The 12639-nt window shown below is 71.2% G+C and carries 11 protein-coding genes; 5 read left to right on the top strand and 6 right to left on the bottom strand.

The genetic code is table 11. The annotated features are described in order from the left end of the window. Positions 1-2 precede the first annotated feature (2 nt). Together ACFQSB_RS31955 and ACFQSB_RS31950 are read right to left on the bottom strand one after the other, a co-directional pair. Positions 3-239, bottom strand: coding sequence for a PTS glucose/sucrose transporter subunit IIB (locus ACFQSB_RS31955; protein ID WP_354836907.1), 237 nt, complete (start codon positions 237-239; stop codon positions 3-5). Positions 240-279: 40 nt separating this feature from the next. Next, complete coding sequence (locus ACFQSB_RS31950) at positions 280-1314, bottom strand: SIS domain-containing protein (RefSeq protein ID WP_354836909.1); 1035 nt, start codon at positions 1312-1314, stop codon at positions 280-282. Between the two features lie 159 nt (positions 1315-1473). Here ACFQSB_RS31950 and ACFQSB_RS31945 point away from each other — a divergent pair, with 159 nt between their 5' ends. From ACFQSB_RS31945 to ACFQSB_RS31935, 3 genes are all read left to right on the top strand, one after another. Then, positions 1474-2214, top strand: a complete 741-nt coding sequence (locus tag ACFQSB_RS31945; protein ID WP_354836911.1) for a GntR family transcriptional regulator — start codon at positions 1474-1476, stop codon at positions 2212-2214. A gap of 31 nt (positions 2215-2245) precedes the next feature. Beyond that, on the top strand, positions 2246-3814 hold the full coding sequence (locus ACFQSB_RS31940) for a PTS transporter subunit EIIC (RefSeq protein ID WP_380830574.1): 1569 nt from the start codon (positions 2246-2248) through the stop codon (positions 3812-3814). 167 nt (positions 3815-3981) lie between these two features. After that, entirely contained in the window at positions 3982-4704 is a 723-nt protein-coding gene (locus ACFQSB_RS31935) for an Rv3235 family protein (RefSeq protein WP_380830573.1), read from the top strand. 150 nt (positions 4705-4854) lie between these two features. On the opposite strand, the gene secA is transcribed toward ACFQSB_RS31935, so the two are convergent. Then, positions 4855-7656 (bottom strand): preprotein translocase subunit SecA, encoded by a 2802-nt coding sequence (gene secA, locus ACFQSB_RS31930; RefSeq protein ID WP_380830572.1) that lies wholly within the window; start codon positions 7654-7656, stop codon positions 4855-4857. 293 nt (positions 7657-7949) lie between these two features. Between secA and ACFQSB_RS31925 the strand changes: the two genes are divergently transcribed. Beyond that, complete coding sequence (locus ACFQSB_RS31925) at positions 7950-8240, top strand: HGxxPAAW family protein (protein ID WP_354836919.1); 291 nt, start codon at positions 7950-7952, stop codon at positions 8238-8240. A 66-nt stretch (positions 8241-8306) separates the two neighbouring features. Next, positions 8307-9587: a winged helix-turn-helix domain-containing protein gene (locus ACFQSB_RS31920; protein WP_380830571.1), complete on the top strand. Its 1281-nt coding sequence runs from the start codon at positions 8307-8309 to the stop codon at positions 9585-9587. 75 nt (positions 9588-9662) lie between these two features. On the opposite strand, the gene ACFQSB_RS31915 is transcribed toward ACFQSB_RS31920, so the two are convergent. The 3 genes from ACFQSB_RS31915 to ACFQSB_RS31905 all read right to left on the bottom strand — a co-directional run bounded on the left by ACFQSB_RS31915 (position 9663) and on the right by ACFQSB_RS31905 (position 12435). Further along, positions 9663-10367 (bottom strand): response regulator transcription factor, encoded by a 705-nt coding sequence (locus ACFQSB_RS31915; RefSeq protein ID WP_354915884.1) that lies wholly within the window; start codon positions 10365-10367, stop codon positions 9663-9665. A 136-nt stretch (positions 10368-10503) separates the two neighbouring features. Continuing rightward, a complete protein-coding gene (hpf, locus tag ACFQSB_RS31910; protein WP_354836926.1) occupies positions 10504-11175 on the bottom strand; it encodes a ribosome hibernation-promoting factor, HPF/YfiA family in 672 nt (223 codons plus the stop codon). Between the two features lie 516 nt (positions 11176-11691). Beyond that, positions 11692-12435 (bottom strand): ComF family protein, encoded by a 744-nt coding sequence (locus ACFQSB_RS31905; protein ID WP_380830570.1) that lies wholly within the window; start codon positions 12433-12435, stop codon positions 11692-11694. Positions 12436-12639 lie beyond the last annotated feature (204 nt).

Below are 12639 nucleotides of genomic sequence, written 5' to 3'. Positions count from 1 at the left end.
GCTCACTCGATGAGATCGTCGATGTCGGAGGCGATCGTGTCGGCGTCGGGGCCCACCACGACCTGGACGACGTTGCCCGCCGCCATGACCCCGTGGACGCCGGCCGCCCGCAGGGCCGCGTGGTCGACCTTGGAGGCGTCGCGCACCTCGGTGCGAAGACGGGTGATGCACGGCTCTATCTCGATGATGTTGCCGACGCCGCCGAGCCCGGCGATGATCGCGTTGGCGTCTGCCGCCATGTCCGTCCTCCTCGTTCAACCTCAGGCAACGCTAGCGGCGCTATTCCGTCTGCGTCACCTTGTTGAGGCCGCGAGGAGAGTCGGGGTCGATGCCCCGGCGGCGGGCGAGGGCCTCGGTCAGGATCTGCCCGGGGACGATGAGCCCCATCGGGGCCACCCACTCGGGCAGCGCGGGGCCGTTGAGGGCCGCCGTGGACGCCTTGGCCAGCTCGGCTCCGCCGCCCACGCCGTACGCGGACGCGCCTGCGCCGGTGACCCGGCGGGCCAGGGCGACGGTGCCGGGCAGCGTGGGGCCCTCGTCGGCGGCGACCAGCAGCGCTGGGGTCTTCTCGTCCACCACCGCGATCGGGCCGTGCAGCAGGTCGGCGTAGGACAGGCCCATGGCGTGCAGGTAGCAGGCCTCTTTGAGCTTCAGCGCGGTCTCAAGGGCGGTCGAGAACGCCATGCCGCGGCCCGACACCACGACGCCGGACACCTCGGCCAGCCCCTCGACCACGGTGTCGACGTCGCCGGGGTCGGCGATCAGCCGCTCGACGGCGTCGGGGACGCGCTGGAGGTCGTCGGCGTCCACCTCGGCCCCGAGGCCGAGGGCGAGCACGGCCAGCGCCGCGAGCTGGGTGGTGTAGGTCTTGGTGGCCGGGACGGCCTTCTCCTCGCCGGCCTGGGTGCACAGCGCCAGGTGGGCGGTCTGGGCGAGCGGCGAGTGCTCGCCGCCGTTGGTGATCGCGACGGTGCCGGCGCCGCAGTCCTTGGCCCAGGCGAGGGTCTCGACGATCTCCTCGGTCTTGCCCGACTGGGACAGCGCGACGGCGAGCACGCCGGTGAGGTCGAGTTTGCGCTTGTAGGTCGTGGCGATGGACGGGGCGGCGAGGGAGGACATCCGACCGGCGCGCGCCTCGATGAGGTAGCGGCCGTAGACGGCGGCGTTGTCGGATGTGCCCCTGGCGATGAAGACGAGCTGGCGGGTCTGTCCGGCCAGGGCCTTCACCTCGCCGATCCTCGGCAGCAGGGCGTCGAGCGTGGCCCGCAGCGCGGCCGGCTGCTCGGCTATCTCGCGGCGCATCATCGTGGTCATCGGTGCCCGTCCTTCGGCTCTGGAGGGCGAGATCGGGCCGTTATCGATCCGTCGCCGGTCCGTACGTTGACACTCTTTTCTGGCATGTGGTCTAGTCCGGACTAGACCAGCACAAACCTTAACTCAAACCCATGCGGAGATCGAGAGGAGGGAAAAGCGGTGGCCCAGATCGACCCCGACAGCCCTGTGCCGAAGTACTTCCAGCTTCGCGAGATCCTCCTCGACCTCATCGAGGGCAACGAGCTCACCATCGGCGCGGCGATCCCCTCCGAAAGGGAGCTCTGCCAGCGTTTCGGCCTGTCACGCATGACTGTACGCCAGGCGGTCGACCACCTGGTGTCCGAGGGGCGGCTGCACCGCGTCGCGGGAAAGGGCACCTTCGTGGCCCGTCCCAAGATCGAGATGGCGCTGCGGCTCACGTCGTTCAGCGACGACATGCGGGCGCGCGGCATGGAACCCGGCTCGCGCGACCTGGACCGGCGGGTGGTCCGGGCCAGCGCCCACCTGGCACGCGAACTCGGCATCCAGCCGGGTGAGGCCGTGCACTTCATCGAGCGGCTGCGCACGGCGGACGGGGAACCGCTGTGCATCGAACGGGCGCACATCCCGGTGTCCTTCGCGCCCGACCTGGAGTCGTTCGACCTGTCGGGCCGCTCGCTCTACGCGCTGCTGGAGACGCGCCACGGGGTGGTGCTGGACGCGGGCGAGCTGACCATCGACGGCGGCATCGCCGACCCCGGCGACGCCGACCTGCTCAAGCTGCCACGAGGCGGGGCCGTGCTGCTGCTCCAGCGACGCTCCTTCTCCGGTGGCGTCTGTGTCGAGTTCGGGGTCTCGACCTACCGTGCCGACCGGTACCAGCTCCGCACGGTGCTGGAGATACCGACGCGGCGAGGCTGAGCCTCCCTTCTCGAGTCCTGGAGGAGAGCCGATGGGCCCCACTTCGGCCGACGCCACCCCGCCCGTCCCGGACACCTCCCGCGCGCCCGTCCCGGACACCTCCCGCGCGCCGGCCCCCGACGCCTCCCGCGCGCCCTCACGGCGGTCGGCCGTCATGGCGGTCCTGTCGCGCATCGGCCGCTCCCTCATGCTGCCCATCGCCGCGCTGCCCGCCGCGGGCCTGCTGCTGCGGCTCGGCCAGGACGACCTGCTCGGACGCACCGACAACGCCGTCCTGGACAAGATCGCCGAGGTGGTGGGCGGCGCGGGCGACGTGCTGTTCGACAACCTCCCCCTGCTGTTCGCCATCGGTGTGGCCGTCGGGTTCGCCCGCCGCTCCGACGGTTCCACGGCGCTGGCCGCGCTCGTCGGCTACCTGGTCTTCGACCGGGTCTCCCGTCTGCTGTTCTTCGACGCCTCCGGCTTCGCCGTGCACGACCGGGTCACCCAGACCGTCGTCCAGGCCGACGGGCGGGCCGTGGAGACGATCGACCTGGCGGCGGGCAACCCGACCGGCGTGCTCGGCGGCATCGTCATCGGGATCACCGCGGCGCTGCTCTACCAGCGCTACCACCGCATCAAACTGCCCACCTGGCTGGCGTTCTTCGGCGGCCGGCGGTTCGTGCCGATCGTCACCGCCTTCGCCGCGCTGCTGCTCGGCGTGGTGTTCGGGCTGGTCTGGCAGCCGGTCGGCCAGGGCATGACCGCCTTCGGCCAGTGGCTCGTGGACCACTCGACGGCGGGCGCGGGCATCTACGGGGTGGCCAACCGGCTGCTCATCCCGCTCGGGCTGCACCACTTCCTGAACTCGATCGTGTGGTTCCAGGTGCCCGACTGCACGGTGGCGGGCAAGCAGTTCGCCGGCGACCTCACCTGCTACCTGCAGGGCAACCCGGGCTCGGGCGAGTTCATGGCCGGGTTCTTCCCGGTCATCATGTTCGGCCTTCCCGCCGCCGCGATCGCCATCTGGCGGGCCGCCCCGCCGCACCGCCGCCGCTCCGTCGGAGGCATCATGATCTCGGCGGCGCTGGTCGCGTTCGTCACCGGGATCACCGAGCCGATCGAGTTCGCCTTCATCTTCGTCGCCCCGCTGCTGTTCGTGATCCACGCCCTGCTCACGGGGCTGTCGATGGCGCTGGTCGCCGCGATGGACGGGCATCTCGGCTTCACCTTCTCGGCCGGCGCCATCGACGCCGCGCTCAACGCCACCAAGTCCAACACCGACGGGTTCTGGAAGATCATGCTGCTCGGCGTGGTCTACGCGGTGGTGTACTACACCGTCTTCGCCTTCCTGATCAGACGGCTGAACATCATGACCCCGGGGCGGGAACCCGAGCCGGACCTCGACGCCGGGGAGGTCACGGGACCGCCGGGCGGGCGCGCCCCCGATTCCGTCGCTCCGGACCCCGTCGTTCCCCCCTCCTCCGGCCGCGTCTCCTCCGCTGCTCCGGCCTCGTCCGGCCCCGTCTCCAGCCGTGTTCTGGACGGCCCCGTCTCAGGCCGTGTTCTGGACGGCGGCGTTTCGGACGATGGACGGGCGAGCGGCGGGACGGCCGAATAGCGCGTCGGCGCGCCCGGGAACCGTGCCGCCATACCGTCATCGCGGGGCAAGCGGCGCGAACCCCAGCGCCGAAGCGGCAAGTTGGCAGCCCAACCGGCGGCCCCGGTATCAGCGCGACCGGCCGAAAACTCCTTAGAGCGTCACTTCCCGACCTCACCGGAGTCCCGATGCCCCGCTCCCCCGAGCCCTCCCGCCCCGTCGCGCCCTCGCGCGGCGGCACGCGGCCCGCCGGCCCCTCCCGCGCGGTCCCGCTGCCCCGGTTGCGACCCGTGCCGCCGGCCGACCCGCCCTACGACGACGAACGCGAGACCGGCCACGTGCCGCCGCCTCCCACACAGGGAGCCCTCGCCCTCGCCTACGACCAGCCCTGGGAGGCTCCGGCCCGCGCCGAGCCGTCCCCCCGTCCCGCCGACACTCCCGCCCAGCCCGCCCAGCCGGTCCAGCCGGCCGACACGCTCACCCGCTCCGCCGACACGCCCGTCCAGCCCGCCGACACGCTCGCCCGCTCCGCCGACTCGCCCGCCGGGCCCGCCGGCACGCCCGCCCGCCCCGGCGGCCGGCTGCCGCGCCTGCCGGTCGCTCCGCCCCCCGACCTCCGGGAGCTGCGCGGCATCGGGCAGGCGATGGCCGAGATCCTGGCCGGACGGCGCCCGCCCGCGACCGTCGCCGACCGCCTGACCGGCAGGGCCTACGCCGACCTGGTGCGCGCGGGGACGATGATCCGCACCAGACGGCCGCCGCTGGTCGCGTTGCCGCACGTCAAGCGGCCGCAGGACGGGGCCGTCGAGGCGTGCCTGCTGGTGCACTGCGGGGAACGCAGCCACGTGCTCGCGCTGCGTCTGGAGCGGTGCGGCGGAAAGTGGCTGGTCACCGACTTCGAGACCGCCTGAGACGCCACCGAGTCTGAGACGCCGCCGGATCACCTGAAACGCCGTTCCCAACCGCCTGAGACGCCGTTCGAGAACGCCTGAGGACGCCGACGGCCCCGCGACCGGGCAGGTCGCGGGGCCGTCGAGCGCTGTCGCGTGCGCGGGCGAGCCTCAGGCGGTGGCGTTCTTCGGGTCGCCGTGGCAGCGCTTGTACTTCTTGCCCGAGCCGCAGGGGCAGGGCGCGTTGCGCTCGACGTTGCCGTAGGCGGCGCGCTCCTCGGCGGTGGTGCGCACGCGGGTCTGCTCCACGTCGCCGCTCTCGCCCGGCGCGCTGTAGATCATCTCGGTGGGACGCTGCGGGCGGCGCAGCGCCTTGGAGATGATCGCCTGCGCCTCGGAGACGTTGGCGTCCTGCGGGGCGGCCTCCTCGACGATCGGGTTGTCCTGCACCTCGATCTCGAGGTTGAACAGGAAGCCGACCGACTCCTCCTTGATGCCGTCCAGCATGGCCGCGAACATGTCGAAGCCCTCGCGCTGGTATTCGATCACCGGGTCGCGCTGGGCGTAGGCGCGCAGCGCGATGCCGTCGCGCAGGTAGTCCATCTCGTAGAGGTGCTCGCGCCACTTGCGGTCGAGGACCGACAGGATGACCCGCCGCTCGACCTCGCGCATGGTCTCGGCGCCGAGCTCCTCCTCGCGCCGGTCGTACGCCGCGAGGGCGTCGGCCTTGATCCGCTCGCGGATGAGGTCGGCCGTCAGGCCCTCGCGCTCGCCGCCGGCCTCCTCGATGAGCTCCTCGACCGTGACCGAGATCGGGTAGAGCTGCTGGAACGCCTTCCAGAGCTTGTCCAGGTCCCACTCTTCGGCGAAGCCCTCGGCGGTGGCCGCCTGGACGTACCCGTCGACGACCTCGGTGATGAACTCGCGGACCTGCTCGTGCAGGTCGGCGCCCTCCAGCACCCGGTGGCGCTCGGCGTAGATCACCTTGCGCTGGCGGTTCATGACCTCGTCGTACTTCAGAACGTCCTTGCGGATCTCGAAGTTCTGCTGCTCGACCTGGTGCTGGGCGGAGGCGATGGCCTTGGAGACGATGCCCGACTCGATCGGGACGTCCTCGGGGATGTTCAGCCGCGTCATGATCATCTCGACGCGGGCGGAGTTGAACAGCCGCATGAGGTCGTCCTCGAGGGACAGGTAGAACCGCGACTCGCCGGGGTCGCCCTGACGGCCGGAGCGGCCGCGCAGCTGGTTGTCGATGCGGCGCGACTCGTGGCGCTCGGTGCCGAGGACGTACAGGCCACCGAGCTCGGTGACCTCCTCGTGCTCGGTCTTGACGGCCTCCTTGGCCTTCTCGAGCGCCTCGGGCCAGACCTTCTCGTACTCCTCCGGGGTCTCGGAGGGGGACAGGCCGCGCTGCTGCAGCTCGATGTCGGCGCGGAACTCGGGGTTGCCGCCCAGCATGATGTCGGTGCCGCGGCCGGCCATGTTGGTGGCGACGGTCACGGCGTGCTTGCGGCCCGCCTCGGCGATGATCGTGGCCTCACGGGCGTGGTTCTTGGCGTTGAGCACCTCGTGGGCGACGCCGGCCCGCTTGAGCGCCTTGGAGAGCTTCTCGGACTTCTCGACCGAGGTGGTGCCGACCAGGACCGGCTGGCCCTTCTCGTAGCGCTCCTTGATGTCCTGCACACAGGCGTTGAACTTGGCGTCCTCGGTCTTGTAGACCACGTCGGCCTGGTCTCTGCGGACCATGGGCCGGTTGGTCGGGATCGGGATGACGCCCAGCTTGTAGGTCTGGTGGAACTCGTTGGCCTCGGTCGCCGCCGTGCCGGTCATGCCGGCGAGCTTGCCGTACAGGCGGAAGTAGTTCTGCAGGGTGACGGTGGCGAGGGTCTGGTTCTCGTCCTTGACCTTCACGGCCTCCTTGGCCTCGATGGCCTGGTGCATGCCCTCGTTGTAGCGGCGGCCGTGCAGGACGCGACCGGTGAACTCGTCCACGATCAGGACCTCGCCGTCGACGACGATGTAGTCCTTGTCCTTCTTGTAGAGCTCTTTGGCCTTGATGGCGTTGTTGAGGAAGCCGACGAGGTGGGTGTGCTCGGGCTTGTAGAGGTTGTCGATGCCGAGCCAGTCTTCGACCCTTTCGACACCGGCCTCGAGGACGCCGACCGTGCGCTTCTTCTCGTCGACGATGTAGTCGCCGGTGCTCTCTTCGCCCTCTTTGCCCTCGACGCCGCGGCGGAGGCGGGGGACGATCTTGGCGAACTCGGCGTACCACTTGCCGGACTGCTCGCCGGGACCGGAGATGATCAGCGGCGTGCGGGCCTCGTCGATGAGGATGGAGTCGACCTCGTCGACGATGGCGTAGTTGTGGCCGCGCTGGACGCACTCTTCGAGCGACCAGGCCATGTTGTCGCGCAGGTAGTCGAAGCCGAACTCGTTGTTGGTGCCGTAGGTGATGTCGGCGTTGTACTGCCGGCGGCGCTCGTCGGGCGCCATGTTGGCGAGGATGACGCCGACCTCCAGGCCGAGGAAGCGGTGGACGCGCCCCATGTTGTCGGCGTCGCGCTTGGCCAGGTAGTCGTTGACGGTGACGACGTGCACGCCCTTGCCGCTGATGGCGTTGAGGTAGGACGGCAGCGTACAGGTGAGGGTCTTGCCCTCACCGGTGCGCATCTCGGCGATGTTGCCGAGGTGCAGCGCGGCGCCGCCCATGATCTGCACGTCGAAGTGGCGCTGGCCGAGGACCCTGCGGGCCGCCTCGCGCACGGCGGCGAACGCCTCGGGAAGCAGATCGTCGAGGGACTCGCCGTCGGCGTGGCGCTGCTTGAACTCGTCGGTCAGCGCGCGCAGCTCGGCGTCGCTCAGGCCGGTGAAGTCGGACTCGATGGAGTTGACCTGCTCGGAGATCCGCTTCAGCTTACGCAGGACCTTGCCCTCGCCGGCGCGAAGGATCTTGTCGAGAAAGGCTGGCACTTTGAGTAAAGCTCCTCGCAGGTCTGTACCGCGGCCCGACGGCTGCGGACATGAGGACGAGACATGGTTCCCCACAGCCATGGTAGGCGGTTTCACCACCGGACACAGCCATCGTCAATGACGCTGTCGGGGAACAGGGAGTTCAAGACCGTCTCATACCGGCGGCTGACGGGGTACGGCCTGCGGCACGGCCGATGAGGTTGGATATCGTTCGATGGTACGGGCAGGGAATCTTTGCCACGGGGCGGCCCCCCGGCGGCAACGCACATCGACGAGAACAACAAGGAGTCGGGATGGCCGAGAGCGCACCGGCGAAACCACACAGCGGCCAGTCGCACGCCGGGCGTGCGTCGTCATGGCTCGCGGTGACCGTGATCCTGCTGGGCTTCACCATCGGCGGCATCGCCCTCGTGATGGGCCCCAACTGGCTGCTGTTCTGGGTCGGCGGCGGAGCGGTCATCGTGATCGGCGGCATCCTCGCCCTCATCTTCGACATCTTCTCCGACGTCATCGAGGACGCCCCGCGCGAGATCGCGGTGCAGGAGCACCACTCCCCGTTCGAGCACCACGGCGAGCGCGCCTGACCCCTCGTCGTCCCGCGACGACACCGGCATAGCCGTTTCGTCGGTGGCTCGCCCTACCATCGACACATGCCGAACGGTATCCCCGCCCCCGTGCTCGACCTGTCCGCCGACGAGGCCCGCCGCGCCATCCTGCGCGCCCAGGGGTTCCTCGGGGCCGACTCCCGCCGGGGCGGGGTCACGGCCATGTTGCGCCGCCTCGCCGCCGTGCAGCTCGACACCATCTCGGTCCTGGCCCGCTCCCACGAGCTGGTGGCGTACGCGCGGCTGGGCGCCGTCGGCCGGGCCGCGGTCGAGCGGGCCTACTGGCACGAGCCCGCCACCGCCTTTGAATACTGGTGCCACGCCGCGTGCGTCGTGCCCATCGACGACTGGCCGCTGTACGCCTTCCGCCGCCGCGCCTACCGCGAGCGGCGCTATCGCTGGCACGAGGTGCCGCCGACCATCGACAAGGTGCTCGAGCAGGTCAGGAACGAGGGGCCGGTGACCACCACCGACCTCGGCGGCGCCAAGAACGGCGGCCCCTGGTGGGACTGGTCCGACGTCAAGATCGCCGTGGAGTTCCTGCTCGACATCGGCGAGGTCGTGTGCACCCGCCGGGTCGGCTGGCGCCGCGTCTACGACGTCGCCGAGCGCGTCGTCCCTCCGGCGCTCCTCGGCCGCGAGCTCAGCGACGCCGAGTGCGTCCAGGGGCTGGCCGGTCACGCCGGGCGCGCCCTCGGGGTGGCCACCCGCGCCGACCTCGCCGACTTCATCCGCGTCCGCGGGGCACAGGGGGCCCTGCTGGACGAGGCGCTCCTCGGCGGCGGCGCCGGCCTGGTCCCGGTGTACGTCGACGGCTGGGGAACTCCCCGCGGCGCCGTCCGCGGGGCGGCCGGGGCCGCGCGTCCGGCGGCCAACGCCTGGGCCGACCCGGCCGCGCTCGCCACCGCGCCGCGCGGCCGCCACCGCACCACGCCGCTCTCGCCGTTCGACTCCCTGGTCTGGGACCGCGCCCGCACCGAGCGGGTCTTCGGCTTCACCCACCGGCTGGAGGCCTACGTCCCCAAGGACAAGCGGGTGCACGGCTACTTCACGATGCCGGTGCTGGCCGGCGGCCGGCTCATCGGCCGGGTGGACCCCGCGCGCGACGGCTCGACCTTCGTGGCACGTCAGGTCGGGTTCGAGGCCGGGCCGGCCCGCGGCGGCGCGGCCCGCGCCGCCGCCGCCGAGGCGATGAGCCAGGCCCTGTGGGAGGCCGCCGCCTGGGTCGGCTGCGACGACGTCCGCGTCGAGCGCGTCGGCGGCCCCGACCTCGCCGCTCCCCTGGAGGCCGCCCTGCGCCGCCCGCCTGTGGGCGACGGCTCCTGACGTCCGCCCATGGGCGGCCGTGCGTGACGCCCGCTTGTGGGCGACGGTGCGTGACGCCCGCGCCGCCCGCGTGGGTCAGGTGATCTCGAGGAGGCGTTCCCTGACGGCGTAGACGACGGCTTCCATGCGGGAGTGGAGCTGGAGTTTCTCCAGGATGTTGCGGACGTGGTTCTTGACGGTGTTCTCGGAGATGAACAGCTGCTTGGCGATCTCGCGGTTGTTCATGCCCTTGGCGACCAGCCGCAGCACTTCCATCTCACGGTCGGTCAGCCGGGGCACCGGCAGCTGCGGAGGGCGCTCGGCCTCCTTGCGGCTCATGTTGGCGAACTCGCTGATCAGCTTGGCCGCCATCGCCGGGTTGATGAGCGACTGGCCCTCGTGGACGCCGCGCACGGCGTCGGGCACCTCGTCGATCTGCACGTCCTTGAGCAGGTAGCCGGTGGCCCCCGCCTTGATCGCCTCGAAGAGGTCCTCCTCTTCGTCGCTGACGGTGAGCATCACGATGCGGGCGCTCGGCACCGACGCCTTGATCGCCCGTGTCGCCTCGATGCCGCTCTGCCGGGGCATCCGGACGTCCATGAGAACGACGTCCGGCAGGAGGCGGTCGGCGATCTCGACCGCCTCCTGACCGTCGCCGGCCTCGCCGACCACCTCGATGTCCGGCTCCGCGGCCAATGCCAGCTCAAGGCTCCGCCGGATCAGCGCGTGATCGTCAACGATCAGCACGCGGATCGGCTCCTGACGCCCGGAACGGTCGGCCGTTTCGTCGGTCTGCGTCACGCCTCCTCCTCGTGGGGAGCCGGTCGCGCCGGTAGGTCGACCCCTACCGCGCGACGCTCCCGCGCCCTCGGGACCGCCATCATTACACGGCTTCCCGGCGCGCGGGGGTGGTCGAGAGGATCATCGAACGCGTTGGTTACTGTTCGACGAGCCGCAACACGCCGTAGTCGTATCCGACACGCCGGTACACGACGCTCGGAAGTCCGCACTCCTTGTCTCTGAACAGGTAGAAGTCGTGGCCGACCAGCTCCATCTCCAGCAGTGCCTGGTCGATGGTCATGGCGTCGGCCTGGTGGAACTTCTCGCGGACGACGAGGGGCCCGTCGCCTTCCATCTCGATCGGAACGATGGGCTCGCGATACCCGTCCTCGTCACGGGCCGGCTCGGCGGCGTACGGCTCGGCGTGCTCGACGGGCTCGGGTGGAAGCGGTTGCGGCAGGGACTCGTAGGCGTCGGCCAGGACGGAGGTCAGTTCGGCCACCGATGGGGGGCAGTGGTTGCCGTGGTGGACCTTGCGGCGGTCGGCGATGCGCCGGAGCCGTCCCTCGAGCTTGCCGAGGGCGATGTCGAGGGCCGCGAACCGGTCGTCGGCGGAGGCTTCCGCCCTGATCGCCGGTCCCTTGGAATGGATGGTCAGCTCCACCCGCTCGCGGTGCTCGGTCGCCCGCACGTTCGCTTCCTTGGACACCTCCACATCGACGCGTATGAGCTTGTTGTCCAGTCGTTCGATCCTGGCCAGTTTCGTCGTCACATGATCGCGGAACCGGTCACTCACACTGGTGTGCCGTCCCTTGACGATGATGTCCACTCAAAGGCCCCCCTTCGTCTCGACTGCAAGGAGTGGCACCCGCCCGGCCGACCTGGTCTTCGTCCCCACATCCGCCTGCTGAGGGGTTCGCGGCCTGTGCCACTACTGCCCTTCTCTTCTGGCGGAGGACATCTGGACCTCCGGGAAGGCAGGACTTACCTCTAAGCCGCACCGTGATCGGTCGACGAAGAGTCGCCTTACGTGGGCCGTTTCGCCTGCGGCTGGCATCGGCTAGCCAGTCCGGTCCCCCGAAGGGGGTCGGTCCGGCGCAACCACGGACCCGAACGGGTGCCATGCTCGAACGCTAGTCCCTGCCGGGCCGAATGTCAGCCGCGGGCTCGGCCAAAGGATCACTATGAGTGATCCGCTGGGCGGCCGCGGACCTTGGGCCGACCCGGCGTTGACCATGCTCGGACCCGTTCCGTGAGGGCTTCTCGCGTCGATTGAGCAGGGAGGGACGGGGGCCGGGACAGCAACATGTGACCGCCGCGCCATGCCGATGATTTACCTCTGCCATTACCGCGCGTATTCTTCTGAGTTCTCTCGAATCCGGGCGTGTCGCGTTCGACGCGGCGTGGCGGCCACCGTGACGGCGAGCGCCACCTCCACCCCGGCCGCCCGCAGCGCCCGCGCCGCCTCGGCCAGCGTGGCCCCGGTGGTGACGACGTCGTCCAGCAGGACCACCACCCCGCCCGGTGGGCCCTGAGAGCGGCGCTGAGCGACGTTCCGTCCGGGCAGGACACGAAGAGCCCCGCCGAGGTTGGCGGCCCTTTCGGGCGCGCTCAGGCCCGCCTGGTCGCGCACCCGCCGCGCCTGCGCGAGGGCGAGCACCGCCGCGGCCGACCGCCCCCGCGCCCGCAGCGTCCGCGCCGCCAGCGCGGCCAGCCGCCTCACCGGGTCGTGCCCGCGCCGCCGCACGGACCGGCGCGCGCTCGGGACCGGGACCAGGACGAGCGGCGCGCGCGGCGGGAGGCCGCGGGCCGCGAGCGCGGCGAGCAGGGTGGAGACCAGGCAGCTCGCCAGGAGCGGCGCCGTCGCCGTGCGCCCGCGTTCTTTGTAGGCGAGCAGGACACGGCGGACCGGGCCCTCGTAGCAGGCGGCCGACCAGCAGTCGGGCAGGCCGGGCGGCGGCGGGCCGGGCGGCCGCGGCACGGGGTCGCCGCGCAGATCGGCCGCGCACGGGCCGCAGACGGCGGCGCCGGGCCGGTCGCACCCGGCGCAGCGGTGGAGCGAGATCAGATCGAGGAGGGCGGTCAGCATGCCCCCACCGTGCGCCCCGTCACCGACGGTCCGGGCCCGTGCCTCCCGTCCGTCCACAGGCGAGCGGGACGAACCGGGGCGACCCGCCCGTCGTCCACAGGGCTCCCCCTGAGGCCGGTGCGTGCGGGTCACAGGCGACCGGGGTGTGACACGGCCATCGTCCACCGGCGCGCTCGCCGTGGACGACGCCACGCGGGTCACAGA

This window comes from Sphaerisporangium rhizosphaerae, assembly GCF_042665155.1.
In the GTDB taxonomy this organism is placed as follows: domain Bacteria; phylum Actinomycetota; class Actinomycetes; order Streptosporangiales; family Streptosporangiaceae; genus Sphaerisporangium; species Sphaerisporangium rhizosphaerae.
Note: the sequence above shows the minus strand (reverse complement) of the source record. Positions and strands in the feature narration are given on the sequence as shown.

Coding starts and splice junctions, on each gene's coding strand:
- ACFQSB_RS31940 (WP_380830574.1), top strand. CDS start 2,246: ATGGGCCCCACTTCGGCCGACGCCACCCCGCCCGTCCCGGACACCTCC.
- ACFQSB_RS31920 (WP_380830571.1), top strand. CDS start 8,307: ATGCCGAACGGTATCCCCGCCCCCGTGCTCGACCTGTCCGCCGACGAG.
- ACFQSB_RS31905 (WP_380830570.1), bottom strand. CDS start 12,435: ATGCTGACCGCCCTCCTCGATCTGATCTCGCTCCACCGCTGCGCCGGG.
- ACFQSB_RS31950 (WP_354836909.1), bottom strand. CDS start 1,314: ATGACCACGATGATGCGCCGCGAGATAGCCGAGCAGCCGGCCGCGCTG.
- ACFQSB_RS31935 (WP_380830573.1), top strand. CDS start 3,982: ATGCCCCGCTCCCCCGAGCCCTCCCGCCCCGTCGCGCCCTCGCGCGGC.
- ACFQSB_RS31955 (WP_354836907.1), bottom strand. CDS start 239: ATGGCGGCAGACGCCAACGCGATCATCGCCGGGCTCGGCGGCGTCGGC.
- ACFQSB_RS31925 (WP_354836919.1), top strand. CDS start 7,950: ATGGCCGAGAGCGCACCGGCGAAACCACACAGCGGCCAGTCGCACGCC.